This is a genomic window from Streptomyces sp. WM4235, assembly GCF_001279725.1.
GTDB lineage: Bacteria > Actinomycetota > Actinomycetes > Streptomycetales > Streptomycetaceae > Streptomyces.
This window is the reverse complement of sequence record NZ_LGDE01000315.1, coordinates 45166-60265: the sequence shown is the minus strand read 5'-3', so window position 1 is coordinate 60265 and position 15100 is coordinate 45166. Positions and strand designations below refer to the sequence as shown.

Annotated in this window: 13 protein-coding genes and 1 tRNA gene; 8 read left to right on the top strand and 6 right to left on the bottom strand. The window is 72.7% G+C overall.

The features are described 5' to 3' along the window. On the bottom strand, positions 1 to 669 hold a 669-nt coding region (locus ADK55_RS20730), incomplete at its 3' end, for a pentapeptide repeat-containing protein (protein WP_078999204.1). A 225-nt stretch (positions 670 to 894) separates the two neighbouring features. Here ADK55_RS20730 and ADK55_RS20725 point away from each other — a divergent pair. After that, complete coding sequence (locus ADK55_RS20725; protein WP_053680870.1) at positions 895 to 1887, top strand: zinc-binding dehydrogenase; 993 nt, start codon at positions 895 to 897, stop codon at positions 1885 to 1887. Between the two features lie 87 nt (positions 1888 to 1974). Here ADK55_RS20725 and ADK55_RS20720 read toward each other — a convergent pair whose 3' ends face one another. After that, positions 1975 to 2871, bottom strand: a complete 897-nt coding sequence (locus ADK55_RS20720; RefSeq protein WP_053680858.1) for an aminoglycoside phosphotransferase family protein — start codon at positions 2869 to 2871, stop codon at positions 1975 to 1977. A 116-nt stretch (positions 2872 to 2987) separates the two neighbouring features. On the opposite strand from ADK55_RS20720, the gene ADK55_RS20715 reads away from it, so the two are divergent. Together ADK55_RS20715 and ADK55_RS20710 are read left to right on the top strand one after the other, a co-directional pair. Further along, positions 2988 to 3710, top strand: coding sequence for a methyltransferase domain-containing protein (locus ADK55_RS20715; RefSeq protein ID WP_053680856.1), 723 nt, complete (start codon positions 2988 to 2990; stop codon positions 3708 to 3710). Positions 3711 to 3844: 134 nt separating this feature from the next. After that, positions 3845 to 5233: an NAD(P)/FAD-dependent oxidoreductase gene (locus ADK55_RS20710; protein ID WP_053680854.1), complete on the top strand. Its 1389-nt coding sequence runs from the start codon at positions 3845 to 3847 to the stop codon at positions 5231 to 5233. A 59-nt stretch (positions 5234 to 5292) separates the two neighbouring features. On the opposite strand, the gene ADK55_RS20705 is transcribed toward ADK55_RS20710, so the two are convergent. After that, a tRNA-Thr gene (locus ADK55_RS20705) sits at positions 5293 to 5367 on the bottom strand. A 256-nt stretch (positions 5368 to 5623) separates the two neighbouring features. On the opposite strand from ADK55_RS20705, the gene ADK55_RS20700 reads away from it, so the two are divergent. The 3 genes from ADK55_RS20700 (at position 5624) to ADK55_RS20690 (ending at position 8242) form a co-directional block, all read left to right on the top strand. Then, positions 5624 to 6712: an ABC transporter ATP-binding protein gene (locus tag ADK55_RS20700; RefSeq protein WP_053680852.1), complete on the top strand. Its 1089-nt coding sequence runs from the start codon at positions 5624 to 5626 to the stop codon at positions 6710 to 6712. Between the two features lie 293 nt (positions 6713 to 7005). After that, positions 7006 to 7419 (top strand): hypothetical protein, encoded by a 414-nt coding sequence (locus ADK55_RS20695; RefSeq protein ID WP_053680849.1) that lies wholly within the window; start codon positions 7006 to 7008, stop codon positions 7417 to 7419. Positions 7420 to 7471: 52 nt separating this feature from the next. Beyond that, a complete protein-coding gene (locus ADK55_RS20690) occupies positions 7472 to 8242 on the top strand; it encodes a nucleotidyltransferase family protein (RefSeq protein ID WP_078999202.1) in 771 nt (256 codons plus the stop codon). A gap of 160 nt (positions 8243 to 8402) precedes the next feature. On the opposite strand, the gene ADK55_RS20685 is transcribed toward ADK55_RS20690, so the two are convergent. Beyond that, positions 8403 to 9980, bottom strand: a complete 1578-nt coding sequence (locus tag ADK55_RS20685) for a DoxX family protein (RefSeq protein ID WP_199826584.1) — start codon at positions 9978 to 9980, stop codon at positions 8403 to 8405. 170 nt (positions 9981 to 10150) lie between these two features. Here ADK55_RS20685 and ADK55_RS20680 point away from each other — a divergent pair, with 170 nt between their 5' ends. Both ADK55_RS20680 and ADK55_RS20675 read left to right on the top strand, forming a co-directional pair. After that, positions 10151 to 11755, top strand: a complete 1605-nt coding sequence (locus ADK55_RS20680) for a hypothetical protein (protein WP_053680843.1) — start codon at positions 10151 to 10153, stop codon at positions 11753 to 11755. Between the two features lie 44 nt (positions 11756 to 11799). Further along, entirely contained in the window at positions 11800 to 12426 is a 627-nt protein-coding gene (locus tag ADK55_RS20675; RefSeq protein ID WP_053680841.1) for an NUDIX hydrolase, read from the top strand. Positions 12427 to 12552: 126 nt separating this feature from the next. On the opposite strand, the gene rlmB is transcribed toward ADK55_RS20675, so the two are convergent. Further along, positions 12553 to 13524, bottom strand: a complete 972-nt coding sequence (rlmB, locus tag ADK55_RS20670; protein ID WP_053680839.1) for a 23S rRNA (guanosine(2251)-2'-O)-methyltransferase RlmB — start codon at positions 13522 to 13524, stop codon at positions 12553 to 12555. A gap of 109 nt (positions 13525 to 13633) precedes the next feature. Next, positions 13634 to 15034: a cysteine--tRNA ligase gene (gene cysS, locus ADK55_RS20665; protein WP_053680837.1), complete on the bottom strand. Its 1401-nt coding sequence runs from the start codon at positions 15032 to 15034 to the stop codon at positions 13634 to 13636. Positions 15035 to 15100 lie beyond the last annotated feature (66 nt).

Here is a 15100-nt window from a genome sequence, read left to right as displayed (position 1 = left end):
CCCCACCCGCAGCCCGAGCTGAGCCGCCAGTGCCGGAGCCAGGTCGAACAGCTGCGACGGGCTGATCACCGCCCCCGACAGCGCGTCCACGCCGCGTGCGATGCCCAGCTCGGTCGCCTCCCGCAGGTCCACGTCCGTCATCCGCGCCCCGCTGAAGTCCGCCCCGCGCAGGGTGCACTCCCGGAACTCCACGCGCTCCAGCACCGCGCCCCCGAAGTCCGGTTCGACCAGCACGCACCCCTCGAACACCACGTCCTTGAGGCGGGCGCCGCGCAGGTTCAGGTAGTCGATCTTGCCGCCCCGTACGACGACCCGTTCCAGTACGGCGCCGTGCAGTTGGATCCCGCCCAGGCGGGCCTCCACCAGTTCCACGTCCCGCAGCGAGGCCCCCGACAGGTCCGTTCCCACCCCCCTCACTCCCTCCAGTACCGAGTCCAGGAAACGGGCCTTCGTCAGCCCCGTCTCGTCCAGTGCGCACCGCCGCAGCGCGCAGTCCATGAACCGCGCCCCGATCCCCTCCTGCCCGACCAGGTCGAGGTCCGCGAACTCGAGCCCGTCGTAGTCCCCGTCCGGCTCCAGTTCGCCGCCCGGCCACGCCGCGAGCTCCGGCAGCCGCACCTCCGGCCGTCGCGCCGCCTTCACCGTCCGAGCCCGCTCGTTTCGCACCATCGCCCCATCGTGGCCCACCGCACTGACAAAGCCCCGAAGCCCCCCGCGGGCCCTCGAAGACACCCGAAGAACCCCGACGGTCATCGGAGGCCCCGAAGACCCCCGGGGACCCCGGCAACCCCCGGCAACCCTTGACCTCAACCCCGGTCGAGGTCCGAGGCTGACCCCATGAACACCACCCCCGACACGAACACCCGCCCGGGCGCGACCGCCACCCCCGACACCATGAACGCCGTGCGCCTGCACGCCTTCGGCCCCGCCGAGAACCTCACCTACGAGCGCGTGCCCGTACCCGTGCCCGCCCCCGGGCAGGTCCGGATCGCCGTCGCCGCCGCCGGTGTCCACCTCCTCGACACCGCGCTCCGCCAGGGCGTCCAGGGGCCGGCCCCCGCCCTCCCCGAGCTTCCGACCGTCCCCGGCCGGGAGGTCGCCGGCACCGTCGACGCCCTGGGGCCCGGCACCGATCCCGCCTGGCTCGGGCGCGAGGTCGTCGTCCACCTCGGGTTCGCCCCCGGCGGGTACGCCGAGTACGCGGTCGCCGCCGCCGACCGGCTGCACCCCGTACCACCGGGCCTCGACGCCGCCCGGGCCGTCGCCATGATCGGGACCGGCCGCACCACCCTGGGGATCCTCGGGTTCGCCGACCTCGGACCGGGCTCCGTCGCGGTCGTCACGGCCGCCGCCGGCGGCATCGGCACGCTGCTCGTGCAGTACGCGAAGAACGCGGGCGCCACCGTCGTCGCCCTCGCCGGTGGTTCCGTCAAGGCGGGCCTGGCCCACGCCAACGGCGCCGACCTCGCCCTCGACTACAACGACCCCGGTTGGGCGGAGGCCGTACGCGCCCACCACCCCGGCGGGGTGGACGTCGTCTTCGACTCCGTCGGCGGGGCCGTCGCACGGGCGGCCCTCGACCTGCTCGCGCCCGGCGGTCGCCGGCTCGTCTTCGGCTGGTCGGGCGGCGAGCTCACCCTCACCGACGCCGAGCGCGCCGCCCTCACGGCCCGCAGCGTCACCAGCGAGGTCGTCCTCGGCCCGGCGATGATGCGGCGCGTCGGCGACCCGGACCCGATTCGCGCCCTGGAGACCCGGGCCCTCGCGGAGGCCGCGGCCGGCCGACTGCGGCCGTCGATCCAGCGCTATCCCCTGTCCCGGGCGGCCGCCGCCCACGACGCCCTCGTGTCGCGCGACACCACGGGCAAGGTCGTCCTCGTCCCCTGAGCCCGGCCGACCGTCACCCCGCCAGGCGACCGTCACCCCGCCCTGCGACCTTCACCCCGCGTCCGTCGTCACCCCGCCCGCCGGCCCTCACCCCACCCGGCGGCCGGCCAACAGCAGTTCGGCGGTCACCAACTGCTCCTCCTGCAAGGGCTCCTCGTCCTCCACGTCCCACAGGCAGTTCTGCAACACCCGCCCCAACGTCCAGGCCCGGGCCCGATCCCGGTCCAGGCCCATCACCTCCGTCATCAGGTCGAAGCGCCACCACACGTCGTCCGCCGCGAAGTGGTCGCCGATCGCCGGCATCAGGTCGAACGCCGGATCGCCGGACAGCGGCTTCGGGTCGATCGCCAACCACGGCTCCCGCCCGCCCGCGAGCACGTTGTCGTAGTGCAGGTCCCAGTGGAGCAGCCGATCCCCCGGCTCCCCCATCACCTCCGCCACCGCCGCCGCGCAGTTCCGCAGCACCCCGCGCCCCCGCTCGTCCACCCGCCCGAGCGCGGCGGGCACGTCCGCCAGCATCGCGCCCGCCACGTCGCCCAGGCCGCGCAGTCCCGCCGGGGCCGGCAGGGCCGTCAACCGCGCCAACAGTTCCGCGATCACCCGTACCGCCTGCCGCACGTCCATGGCGGCGAGCACCGACAGGTGCCGGTCCGAGTCCAGCCGTTCCAGCAGCATCGTGCCCGTCGACGCGTCGTGGTCCAGCAGCCGTACGCTGCCGTCCCCGCCCCACGCCCGCAGCGCGAGGTGCTCCCCCGCACTCTCCTCGTCCAACGCCTGCAACTTCAGCGCGGCCGGTGTGCCGTCGGACCGCTCCACCGGAAGCACCAACGCCGTCACCCCGTGCAGCCCCGGGCCCGTCCGCGTCAGCTCCCACCGCTCCAGGAAATCCGCCGCCCGCGCCGGCAACACGGCGATGAACTCCCGCCCCGCGTCGCCGTCGTACCTGATCTGGGCCTCGACCAATCCGGTCGGAATCTCCACCATCCTCCCGACCCTACGTCCGCACACCTGTGCCGCGCCGGACCCCGGATGACCCGCCGCCACCCGGGGTACGCACCCCGTCGACACCGGTATGCCGGAGCACCGAGGGAGAACCACACATGACCGTGTCCGACCGCTACCGCAAGGCCTGGGACGGCTTCTGGGAGCAGAGCAACGGCGAAGCGGGCGAAGCGTTCTGGGACGCGGACGCCTCCCTGACCGCCGAACGGGACATCGCCCTCCTCACCCCCCACGCCGACCCCGCCCTGCCCCTCGCGGACCTCGGCTGCGGGAACGGCACCCAGACCCGCCACCTCGCCACCCGGTTCGCCGTCGTCGTCGGCGTCGACCTGTGCGCGGCGGCCGTCGCGCACGCCCGCCGCGCCGACCCGGCGGGCACCGCCACGTACGAGCAGGTGAACCTGGCCGACGACGCCCAGGCCCACGCCCTCCACGACCGGCTCGGCGACACCCACGTCTACATGCGGGCCGTCCTGCACCAGAGCGACCCCGAGGACCGGCCGGCGGTCGCCGCGTCCGTCGCCACCCTCGTCGGGGACCGCGGCCGGGCGCTGGTCCTGGAACCGACCGGCGAGGCGAAGGCCGTCCTCCAGGACCACGCCGAACGGACCGGCGGGCCCTCCCCGAAACTGCGCCGCGTCAAGGAACACGACCTGCGGCCCGGCGAGGTCGCCGAGGGCGAGATCGCCGGGCTGCTGCGCGACGCCGGCCTGCACGTCCTCGACGAGGGCGCGACGGCCCTGGCGATGAGCGAGACCGGCGCCGACGGCACCCCCGTGATGCTCCCCGCCCGCTGGTTCGTGGCCGGCCGCCGCCCCTGACCCACCCCCGGCCGACGGCGCGCCTACGTCCTCCCGCGCACCCGCCGCATCAGCCAGAAGGCCGCGGATCCCGCCCGGGGACCCGGCACCGCGTCCCTGGACACCCCTTCGCGACGAGGTGTAGCAACTCCCCCATGACGATCAACGGCGGAATCTCCTTCTGGCACGCGACGGACGCCGGCGCCCCCCGGCCGCCCCGCACCCCCCTCACCGGCGACGCCACGGCCGACGTCGTCATCGTCGGCGGCGGCTACACCGGCCTGTGGACCGCCTACCACCTCAAGACCTCCGCACCCGACCTCCGCGTCACCGTCCTGGAGCAGAAGACCTGCGGCTACGGGGCCTCCGGCCGCAACGGCGGCTGGCTCTACAACGGTGTCGCCGGCCGCGACCGCTACGCCGAACTCCACGGCCACGACGCCGCGCGCCGCCTCCAGCGGGCCATGAACGACACCGTCACCGAGGTCATCCGCACCGCCGCCAAGGAGGGCATCGACGCCGACATCCACCACGGCGGCGTCCTCGAAGTCGCCCGCACCCCCGCCCAACTGGCCCGCCTCAAGGCCTTCCACGCCGCCGAGCTCGCCTTCGGCGAGAGCGACCGCGCGCTGTACGACGCCACCGACACCCGGGCCCGCGTCGACATCGCCGACGCCGTGGGCTCCAGTTGGTCCCCGCACGGCGCCCGCGTCCACCCCCTGAAGCTCGTCCTGGGCCTGGCCGCCGCCTGCGAACGGCTGGGCGTCGTCATCCACGAGTCCACCCCCGTCACCGACATCGCCCCCGGCCGGGCCGTCACCGCCCACGGCACCGTCCGGGCCCCGTACGTACTGCGCTGCACGGAGGGCTTCACGGCCGCCCTCAAGGGCCAGAAGCGGTCCTGGCTCCCGATGAACTCCTCGATGATCGCGACGGCCCCGCTGGCGCCCGAGGTCTGGGACTCCCTCGCCTGGTCCGGCCGGGAGGTGCTGGGCGACATGGCCCACGCCTACATGTACGCCCAGCGCACCGCCGACGACCGCATCGCGATCGGCGGCCGCGGCGCCCCGTACCGCTTCGCCTCGCGCGCGGCCGGCGCCGAGAACACGGGCAGCACCGACCCCGCCACCGTCACCGCCCTCACCACGCTCCTGACCTCATTCTTCCCGCGGCTGGCCGGTACGGAGATCACCCACGCGTGGTCCGGTGTACTCGGCGTCCCCCGCGACTGGTGCGCCGGCGTGACCCTGGACCGCCTCACGGGTCTCGGCTGTGCCGGCGGCTACGTCGGCTCCGGCGTGGCCACCTCCCACCTCGCCGCCCGCACCCTGCGCGACCTCGTCCTGGGCGACTCCACGGAGCTGACCACCCTCCCCTGGGTCGACCACCGCGTCCGCCGCTGGGAGCCGGAGCCCTTCCGCTGGCTCGGCGTCCACGCCCTGTACGCCGCCTACCGCCAGGCGGACCGCCGCGAGAGCGCCACCGGCACCCCGAACACCACCGCCCTGGCCCGCCTCGCGAACCGCGTGTCGGGCCGCCACTGACCCCCGCCGGCACACGCCGAAGGCCCCGGACCACAAGGATCCGGGGCCTTCACGCGCGGAGCCCCCTATCGGATTCGAACCGATGACCTACGCATTACAAGTGCGTTGCTCTGGCCGGACTGAGCTAAGGAGGCGCAACCGTCATCACTTTACACAGCGGGCCATTCGCGCGGCCATCACGTTCACGGACGCACCGGACAGTCCGCCGCGCACCCCACCCCGCCCGGCGCGGGGTCGCCTCGTCCCGCCCGACGGCATCCAAGTCGCCGTCCTCCGGGTGCTGACAGAACGGGCGTGGCCGGGGTAGCGTCGGGCGGAGTCCGATTACTGGACTAGACCTTCCACTCGGATCGTCCGGCACGTTCCTGCCGGTAGAAGGGATTCATCACCATGGCTTCTGTCACTTTCGACAAGGCGACCCGGCTGTACCCCGGCGGCGACAAGCCCGCCGTGGACCAGCTCCAGCTGGAGATCGAGGACGGCGAGTTCCTCGTCCTCGTCGGCCCCTCCGGCTGCGGCAAGTCCACCTCGCTGCGCATGCTCGCCGGCCTGGAGGACGTCAACGGCGGTTCCATCCGCATCGGTGACCGCGACGTCACGCACCTGCCGCCCAAGGACCGGGACATCGCGATGGTGTTCCAGAACTACGCGCTCTACCCGCACATGTCCGTCGCCGACAACATGGGCTTCGCGCTCAAGATCGCCGGCGAGGACAAGGCGACCATCCGCCGCAAGGTGGAGGACGCGGCGAAGATGCTGGACCTCACCCAGTACCTCGACCGCAAGCCGAAGGCCCTCTCCGGCGGCCAGCGCCAGCGCGTCGCGATGGGTCGGGCGATCGTCCGCAAGCCGCAGGTCTTCCTGATGGACGAGCCGCTGTCGAACCTGGACGCCAAGCTCCGCGTGTCCACCCGTACGCAGATCGCCGCCCTCCAGCGCGACCTGGGCATCACCACCGTCTACGTCACCCACGACCAGGTCGAGGCCATGACGATGGGCGACCGCGTCGCGGTCCTCAAGGACGGCCTGCTCCAGCAGGTGGACACCCCCCGCAACATGTACGACCGCCCCGTGAACCTCTTCGTCGCCGGCTTCATCGGCTCGCCCGCCATGAACCTGGTCGAGGTCCCGATCACCGACGGCGGCGTGAAGTTCGGCGACAGCGTCGTCCCGGTGTCGCGCGAGGCGCTGTCCGCCGCCGCCGACGCGGGCGACCGCACCGTCACGGTGGGCGTCCGCCCCGAGCACTTCGACATCGGCGACACGGGCGGCCTGACCATCACCGTGAACGTGGTCGAGGAGCTCGGCGCCGACGGCTACGTCTACGGCTCGACCTCCGAGGCCGAGGGCAAGCAGGACATCGTGGTCCGCGTGAACGGCCGCCAGGTCCCGGAGAAGGGCTCGACCCTGCACGTGGTGCCGCGCGGCGGCGAGATCCACGTGTTCTCGACGTCCTCGGGCGCCCGCCTCTCCGACTGACCTCCACACGGCGGCAGATGAGCCGTGAACGGGTGACACACGAAGGGGCGCTCCGCCAAGGGGCGCCCCTTCGGCACGAGTTGTACGCGGACAGCCGGCGGGTACCGCGAGAGCGGCGGCCGAACCCGAGCCGGCCCCGGCCGCCACCACCCCGCCAACCCCCGCGGGAACCCCGGCAGACCGGGCCATTCAGCCCTACTCGTCAACCCTCTATTCGAAAAACCACGTCGAACCATCCCCCGACCGAGTGACTGGATGTCGCCAAATCCTCACCGAGCGCTACTCTCGCCCTCGTGACCCACTCTGCCCGCCGTATCGGCCGTTCCCTCGCCCTGGTCCTGCCCGTCGTCCTGGTCCTGTCCGGCACCCTCGCGGTCACCATGGTCCCCTGGTCGGACACGTCCTCGTCCCAGGTCCTGACCGCGTCCGCCGAGGGTGTGTCCGTCCCCGCGAAGCCGCGCGCCGCACAGGACGTGCTGCGCGACAAGCTGCTCACCGAGTTGCAGGACGGCGCACAGCCCGGGGCGGTCCTGACGCACCTCCAGCAGGAGGTGGACCGGCGTCCGTCCCTCGCCGCGCACTGCGTGGGCATCGCGCGGGCACTCGGCCGTGCCGCGGTGGACGCGTACGGGCCCACGAAGGCGCAGTCGTTCGCCCGGCCCGTGTGCGACACCTCGTACGCGACCGGCGTCGCCTCCATGGGCTGACGCACGCCGCGTCGCCCTCCGTCGGAGTCGGGGTCTCCCTACTCTGACCGCCATGACCGACGCTCCCTCCGCAGCACCCCAATCCACCCATGACGCGGCCGCGTTCCCGGCCCGCCCGACCCAGGCAGTGATCCTGGCGGGTGGCCAGGGTTCGCGGCTGCGCCCGTATACGGACGACCGGCCGAAGCCGATGGTCGAGATCCCGGGCACGGGGATCCCGATCATCGGGCACCAACTCGCCTGGCTCGCCTCCGAAGGGGTCACCGACGCGGTGGTGTCCTGCGGGCATCTCGCGGAGGTCCTCCAGGACTGGCTGGCCCGGGCGCGCCTGCCGCTGCGGGTGACCACGGTCGTCGAGGAGGAGCCGTTGGGGCGTGGCGGCGGCCTGAAGTACGCCGCGCGCCGGCTCCCGTACCCCGACCAGCCCTGGTACGCGACCAACGGCGACATCTGGACCCGGTTCTCGCTGCGGGAGATGGCGGCCTTCCACACGGAGCGCGGTGCGACCGCGACGCTCGCGCTGGCCCGCCCGCGGATCCCGTGGGGGGTCGTGGAGACGAACGAGTTCGGGCAGGTGCTGGACTTCATCGAGGCTCCGCCGTCGCCCTATCCGGTCAACGCCGGCGTGTACGTCTTCGGCCCCGAGTTCGCCGAACTCCTGCCCGAGTTGGGCGATCACGAGCGGACCACCTTCCCCCGGCTGGCCCGGGAACGCCGCCTGGCGGGCTTCCCGCTGCCCCAGGGCGCCTACTGGCGGGCCATCGACACCGCCAAGGACCTCACCGAGGCCGCCAGGGAGTTGGCCGCGCAGAGCGGCGCCTGAGCGCTTCCCCGGGCCGATCCATCCTTCCCCGGGCCGATCCCTCCCCGAACCTCCCGATCATTCACCTCACCGACCCGGCCGCGAAAGCACGGCGGCACGCGAGAGGGCCCGGCGCGCTCCTCGCGCGCCGGGCCCTCCCCCGTACCGTCGTTCCGTCCGGTCAGCCGCCGATCAGGCCGCCCACCAGGCCGGGCTTCCTGGCCGGGGTGCCGCCACTGCCGCCACCGCTGCCGTTACCGCCCGTCGCGCTGCCCGCGCTGCCGTTCCCGGAGGACGAGGACGGCGCCTTCTGCGGGCTGGACTGGCGCGGGGCGCTGCTGCGCGGGCTGCTCTGGCTGCCGGCGCCGCGGGTCGCGGAGGGCGACTGCGCTCCGGTACCGGCGGTCTCGCGGGCCGGGGAACCGGTGCTGCCGCGGCTCGGCTTGCCGGTCGGGGCCGAGGCTCCGGCCGACGGCGTGGCCTTCTTCGCGGGCTGCTTCGGGGCGGACTGTCGGGGCGACGGCTGCTGCTTGGTCGGGGTCTGCGGCAGCGGGGTCCCCGGCAGGTAGTTGCTGGGGGCGCGGCCCGGTCCGGGGACGGTGACCACGGCGGTGGAGCGGACGGCGCCGCCGAGCAGCGAGCCGATGAGCAGGGTGAGTCCGCAGACGACGGTGGCCATGACGGCTCCGCGCCGCAGGACCCGCCGGCGCAGCCGCCAGACCTCGCTGCGCGGGCCGAGGGTGCGCCAGGCCTCGCCGGCGAGGCGTCCGTCGAGGGAGTAGACGGGGGCGCCGGCGATGATCAGCGGGCTCCAGGCGGCCAGGTAGATGATGTCGGGCGCGTCGTAGGCGGGAACGGTCTTCCAGCTGACCGTCATCAGCAGGGCGGCCGACAGCAGCGCCCCGAAGCTGGCGGCGAACCGCTGCCACAGACCGAAGACCGTGAGCACGCCGACGATGACCTGGAGGAATGCCACGCTGAGGCCGGCGCCGACCGGGTGCGCGAGCGCGAAGTCGCGCAGCGGCTCGGCGAGTGCCCACGGCTGGAGGGTGTGCAGCCAGGTCACCATGGAGCCGCGTTCGCCGCCGTCGAAGTAGACGGGGTCGCACAGCTTGCCCATGCCGGCGTAGATGGAGATGAAACCGAGGAAGACGCGCAGCGGGAGCAGCACGACGCCCAGGTTCATCCGGCGGCCGGGGTAGTACTGGGCCTGGGCGCGGGAGTCGGCGGCGGCCCGACGGGAGTCCACCCCGCCTCCGCCCGGTCCGTCGCCGTCGCGCGGGCCGTACGACAGGTCCCGTACGGCGGCCAACGGACGCGTCTCGTCCGGGTCCCCGTAGGTGCGCTGGCCGATGACGGTCGGCGTGCCGAGGGTGTCGTCGGCGAGGTCCTGCGCGAGGTCGACGCGCGGGATGGTCTGGGTGGCGCCGCCGTCGTACTCGTCGGAGCCGCGCCCGGCCTCCCGTACGGCCTGGAGGAGTCCCCCCATGGCCGCGGAGTCGCCGGGGGCGGCCTTGCCGCTCCAGACGACGGGGGCCCGGCGGCGGGTGGCCCCGGCGACGGCGGCCGCGGCCGCGACGCCGAGGACGGGTGCGCGGCCGGGGGCGCTCGCGGGCTTGGAACGCGCGCTCGGGCTCGGTGCGAGCCGCACGCGGAAGCTGGCGTGGTTGACGATGACCTGTGCGGGATCGCACGGCACCTTGACCATGCTCAGCGCGGGCTGGTCGTCGAACCCTGACGTTCTGGTGTCCACACTCATCTAACCGAGTGATCAGTGCTTAGGACACTGCCTTGACATCAGGGATCTGTCCGAGACCCGTCAAGATCCCATCGGATGTGGCGAGATGGAACCAATGTTCGGCGGCGTGACCCCATCTGGTGGGAGAATCAAGGGAGTTGTGTCAGTCGGTCATCTGGGGGGAGCCGCACATGTCCATTCGCACGTCCGAGCAGGAACAGTCAGGTGAACCGGAAGAGCCGTCCGCGGGGGCGGAGGTCCTGACGGCGGGTGACCCGAACGGCCCCCCGCTGAATCCGCTGCAACCGGCGCGGCGGGAGCCGAACCAGTTGGTCTTCGGCGACCTCACGGACTATCCGGTGATGGCCCAGGCCCTGGACAACCAGTGGCTGCCCGCCGAACTCGCCTCCTCCCGACAGCACCCGGACGCGGTGTCCGGCCCCTCCCCCGAGACGGTCGCGGCCGCCGCCGGCGAACTGCGCCGCTCCCTCGTGAACAGCGGGACCCTGGTCGTGAACCGGGCGTTCATCCTCAACAACGAGGCGCTGTACTCCTCGTACCTGCCGACCGCCGATCCGCTGGAGCGCGGCGCGTTCGCCAAGCTGCTCAACTCCCGCGCCCTCGTCCCCTTCCTGTTCGCCGAACGCACGGCCACCACCGACTTCGCCTGGGGCTACGACCGCCGGGTCCACACGGCGTGGAGCCGGTTGCTGGAGGAGGAGGCCGATCCCTCGCTCGTCCGCTTCGACTGGGACGACGCGCGCAACGGGCCGACCACCGCCCGGATCGGCAACTGGTTCTCCCAGCAGCTCTCCGTCCTGAAGCGGCTCGACGCGGCCGAGCTGGCGTCGAGCCTGGGCATCTCCATCGCGCAGGCCCAAGCCATGCGCGACGGGATCCTGCGGGACCTCTACATCTGGGCCGGCGACCAGGACAACGACCAGTCGATCACGCGCAATGCCGTCTACCAGCGGTTCCTTTCGCGGCCCGGCACCGAACCGTACGAGAACCTGCTGCTCGACGGGCCGCACATCGTGCCCTTCAAGCAGCTGATCGACCTGCTCTACAACCTGGGCGTCCCCACCGCGAGCGGCCTGGTGGCGCTCACCCCGCCGGACTCCCCGCCCCGATCGGCCCTCCAGGAACTCCGCCGGGAGAATCCCCGCGAGAACGACCCGGAGGCCATCGGGCTGCTGCTGCGGGCCCTGCTCGCCGACGACCTGCACCGGGCGGTCGACGGACCCAATTCGTACGCGGGGCTGGGTCTGGCGGACGTGGTGCTGCTGCGTCGGGAGGAGGAGTGGCGGGCGTACATCAACACTTTGTCGGCCTTCCTGGACGGCAGTTTCGCGGATGGCCGGCTGCCCTCGAAGGAGGAGTTCACGGCCGGTACCCGCGAGGTGGCCCGCCGGCACGCGCGGATGCTCCAGGTCACCCGTCGGCTCAGCAGTTCCGACACCGGCTTCCGCCGCGAGATCGCCACGGTGCTGGTGTTGGAGTCGGCCGGGATCGCGATGGAGGTGCTGGCCGGCGAGACCCCGTCGGTGCCGGAGGCGGCCTTGGCCCTCCTCGTCGCGACGGCGGGCCCGCTGACGATCCGGCTCCAGTTCCGCGACCGGGGCGGTGCGCGCGGGCTGGGACGAGGACTGAGCCACAGCATGACGTTTCCGGCCCTGAGGCTGGGCAGTCTCCAGAGGGACTGGACGACGATCCTGCGGGTCCTCGGAGCCGAGGTCACCCCCACGGACCGTCACCCGGGCGGCCCCGGCCGGCTCGCGGACCGCCAGACGGACTGACCGAAGCGGCCGAACGGGCCGAGACGATACGACGGGGGACGCCCATGACCGGAGTCGACGAGTACGAGGCCCTGCGCGCGGCGCGGCCCGAGCTGTTCCGCAACCTGCCGGACGGGATCGAGATCCTGACCGACCCGGCGGCCGTCGCGGCGGCGGGCGGGGTCCTCTACCGGGACCGGTACCTGACGCTGCTGCGCGACCCGGTGCGCTTCCCGGACGGTCGCGAAGGCACGTACATCCGGTCGATCGGGACGACGGCCGAGCCGGGGTGCGTGGTGTTGCCGCTGCTGGACGGCGAGGTGGTGCTGATCGAGCACTTCCGGCACGCCACCCGGTCCTGGCACTGGGAACTGCCCCGCGGCTTCGGTACCGGCGGTCTGGACGATCCGGCGAACGCGGCCAAGGAGCTGCGCGAGGAGATCGGGGCGGCGCTACGGGAGCTGATCCCGCTGGGCGTGCTGCACCCCGACACGGGGTTGCTCGGCGACCGGGTGCTGCTGTACGCGGCACGGATCGACGGGATGGGCGAGCCGGCGCACGGGGAAGGCATCCGCAGTGCGCTGACGGTGCCGTTCGACGAGGCGGAGGCGATGGTCGCGGACGGCCGGATCACGGACGCCTTCACCATGGCGGCCCTGCTGCGCGCACGCCTGGCGGGCCTGGGGAACTGACCCCGTACCGGTGCCCCTTGCCCCGGTCCGCCGGAAGCCGCCTCCGGGGGCGGCCCTCCGACGGACCGGAGCAGGGACCCGAGTACGTGACCGGGGTGCGGACCGGGTCGGGCGATCGGGCGCGGATCAGAGGCGGGGGGCCTCGGCGCGGCGGCGTGCGGCCTCGTACAGGACGACGCCCGCGGCCACACCGGCGTTGAGGGACTCGGCGCCACCGGGCATCGGAATCCGGACCAGGTGGTCGCAGTTCTCGCCGACCAGACGGCCCAGGCCCTTGCCCTCGGAACCGACCACGATGACGACGGGACCGACGAGCGCCTCCAGGTCGTTCACCGTGTGGGTGCCCTCGGCGGCGAGGCCGACGATGGTCATGCCGGCCTTCTTGTACTCCTGGAGGGCGCGCGTCAGGTTGGTGACGCGGGCGACGGGGGTACGGGCGGCCGTGCCGGCCGAGGTCTTCCAGGCACCGGCGGTCATGCCGGCGGCGCGGCGCTCGGGGATGACCACGCCGTGGCCGCCGAAGGCGGAGACGGAGCGGACGATCGCACCGAGGTTGCGCGGGTCCGTGACGCCGTCGAGGGCGACGATCAGCGGGTCCTCGCCGTTGTCGTAGGCGGCGGCGGTGAGGTCCTCCGGGTGCGCGTACTCGTACGGCGGGACCTGGAGCACCATGCCCTGGTGGTTGAGCCCGTTGGTCATCCGGTCGAGCTCGGGGCGCGGGGCTTCCATCAGGTGGATGTTGCCGCGCTCGGCCGCGAGCTGGAGGGCCTCGCGGACGCGCTCGTCGTTCTCGATGAACTGCTGGACGTACAGGGTCGTGGCGGGAACACCGTCACGCAGCGCCTCGAAGACCGGGTTGCGGCCGACGACCATCTCGCTCGTGCCCTTGGGACCGCCGCGGCGCGGGGCCGGGCGGCGCTTGGCCGCCTGCCGGGCCATCGCGTTGCTGATGCGGTTCGCCTTGTGCTTCTTGCGGTCCTCGGCCTTGGGCGTGGGGCCCTTGCCCTCCAGGCCCCTGCGCCGCTGGCCACCGCTGCCGACCGTCGCGCCCTTCTTGTTGGACGTGCGACGGTTCCTGCGCTGGCTGTTCCCGGCCATGACTTCTACCTGATTTCGTTGGTGCTGCGGTATGTACGTATGAAGAGTGTGCCGCCCGGGGGGCCGGGCGGCACAGTCGGACTGCTCCGGTGGTACTGCTCCGGTGGGCTCAGCGGGGGCCGAGCGTCCAACGGGGTCCCGTGGGGCTGTCCTCGATGACCAGGCCGGATTGCTGGAGCTGGTCGCGGATGGTGTCGGCGGTCGCCCAGTCCTTGCGGCCGCGGGCGGACTCGCGCTGCTCCAGGACGAGGCGTACGAGCGTGTCCACGGCGCCGTGCAGGTCCTCGCCCCGGTCGGTCTCGCCCGCCCAGTGCGGGTCGAGCGGGTCCAGGCCGAGGATGCCCAGCATGGCCCGCACCTCGGACAGGCGCGCGATGGCCGCGTCCTTGTCGTCGGCGGCCAGGGCGCTGTTGCCCTGGCGGACCGCGGTGTGGACGATGGCGAGCGCCTGCGGGACGCCGAGGTCGTCGTCCATGACCTCGGCGAAGGCGAGCGGGACCTCCGCGGCGGGCTCCACGGGGCCGCCGGCCTTCTCGATGACGCGCTGGTAGAAGCCCTCGATGCGCGCGAAGGCCGACTCCGCCTCGCGCAGCGACTCCTCGCTGTACTCGATCATCGAGCGGTAGTGGGGGGTGCCGAGGTAGTAGCGCAGGACGATCGGGCGCCACTGCTTGAGCATCTCGGAGACGAGGACCGAGTTCCCGAGGGACTTGGACATCTTCTCGCCGGACATGGTGACCCAGGCGTTGTGCACCCAGTACTTCGCGAACTCGTCGCCGTAGGCCTTGGCCTGGGCGATCTCGTTCTCGTGGTGCGGGAAGATCAGGTCGAGCCCGCCGCCGTGGATGTCGAAGGCACTGCCGAGGTACTTGTGCGCCATGGCGGAGCATTCGAGGTGCCAGCCGGGACGACCGCGGCCCCAGGGCGTCTCCCAGTCGGGCTCGCCGGGCTTGGTGGCCTTCCACATCGCGAAGTCGCGGGGGTCCCGCTTGCCCGTGATGCCCTTCTCGGAGGGCTGGCGCAGGTCGTCGATGTTCTGGTTGGAGAGTTCCAGGTAGCCGGGGAAGGAACGCACGTCGAAGTAGACGTTGCCGTCCGCCTCGTAGGCGTGACCGCGCTCGATGAGCGTGCGCATCATCTCGATCATCTCCGGCACGTGACCGGTGGCGCGGGGCTCGTACGTGGGCGGGAGGCAGCCCAGCGCGTCGTAGCCGTCGTTGAAGGCGCGCTCGTTCTCGTAGCCGATCGACCACCAGGGGCGGCCCTGCGTCTCGGCCTTCGCGATGATCTTGTCGTCGATGTCGGTGACGTTGCGGATGAAGGTGACGTCGAGGCCGCGGTAGGCGAACCAGCGGCGCATGATGTCGAAGTTCAGGTACGAACGGACGTGCCCGATGTGCGGGGCGGCCTGCACCGTGGCGCCACAGAGGTAGATCGAGACACAGCCCGGCGTGAGGGGGGTGAAGTCACGGATCTGCCGGGCGCTGGTGTCGTACAGGCGAATAGTCACGGCATCCAGGGTAGTGCGCGCGTAGCAGTGCCCCGCGACCCTTTGGGGACGCGGGGTGACGTTTGT

What these genes read in the sequence shown, in the direction of transcription:
- ADK55_RS20710 (WP_053680854.1), top strand. Translation starts at nt 3,845, where the DNA reads ATGACGATCAACGGCGGAATCTCCTTCTGGCACGCGACGGACGCCGGC.
- ADK55_RS20690 (WP_078999202.1), top strand. Translation starts at nt 7,472, where the DNA reads ATGACCGACGCTCCCTCCGCAGCACCCCAATCCACCCATGACGCGGCC.
- rlmB (WP_053680839.1), bottom strand. Translation starts at nt 13,524, where the DNA reads ATGGCCGGGAACAGCCAGCGCAGGAACCGTCGCACGTCCAACAAGAAG.
- ADK55_RS20715 (WP_053680856.1), top strand. Translation starts at nt 2,988, where the DNA reads ATGACCGTGTCCGACCGCTACCGCAAGGCCTGGGACGGCTTCTGGGAG.
- ADK55_RS20685 (WP_199826584.1), bottom strand. Translation starts at nt 9,980, where the DNA reads ATGAGTGTGGACACCAGAACGTCAGGGTTCGACGACCAGCCCGCGCTG.
- ADK55_RS20675 (WP_053680841.1), top strand. Translation starts at nt 11,800, where the DNA reads ATGACCGGAGTCGACGAGTACGAGGCCCTGCGCGCGGCGCGGCCCGAG.
- ADK55_RS20725 (WP_053680870.1), top strand. Translation starts at nt 895, where the DNA reads ATGAACGCCGTGCGCCTGCACGCCTTCGGCCCCGCCGAGAACCTCACC.
- ADK55_RS20680 (WP_053680843.1), top strand. Translation starts at nt 10,151, where the DNA reads ATGTCCATTCGCACGTCCGAGCAGGAACAGTCAGGTGAACCGGAAGAG.
- ADK55_RS20720 (WP_053680858.1), bottom strand. Translation starts at nt 2,871, where the DNA reads ATGGTGGAGATTCCGACCGGATTGGTCGAGGCCCAGATCAGGTACGAC.
- ADK55_RS20700 (WP_053680852.1), top strand. Translation starts at nt 5,624, where the DNA reads ATGGCTTCTGTCACTTTCGACAAGGCGACCCGGCTGTACCCCGGCGGC.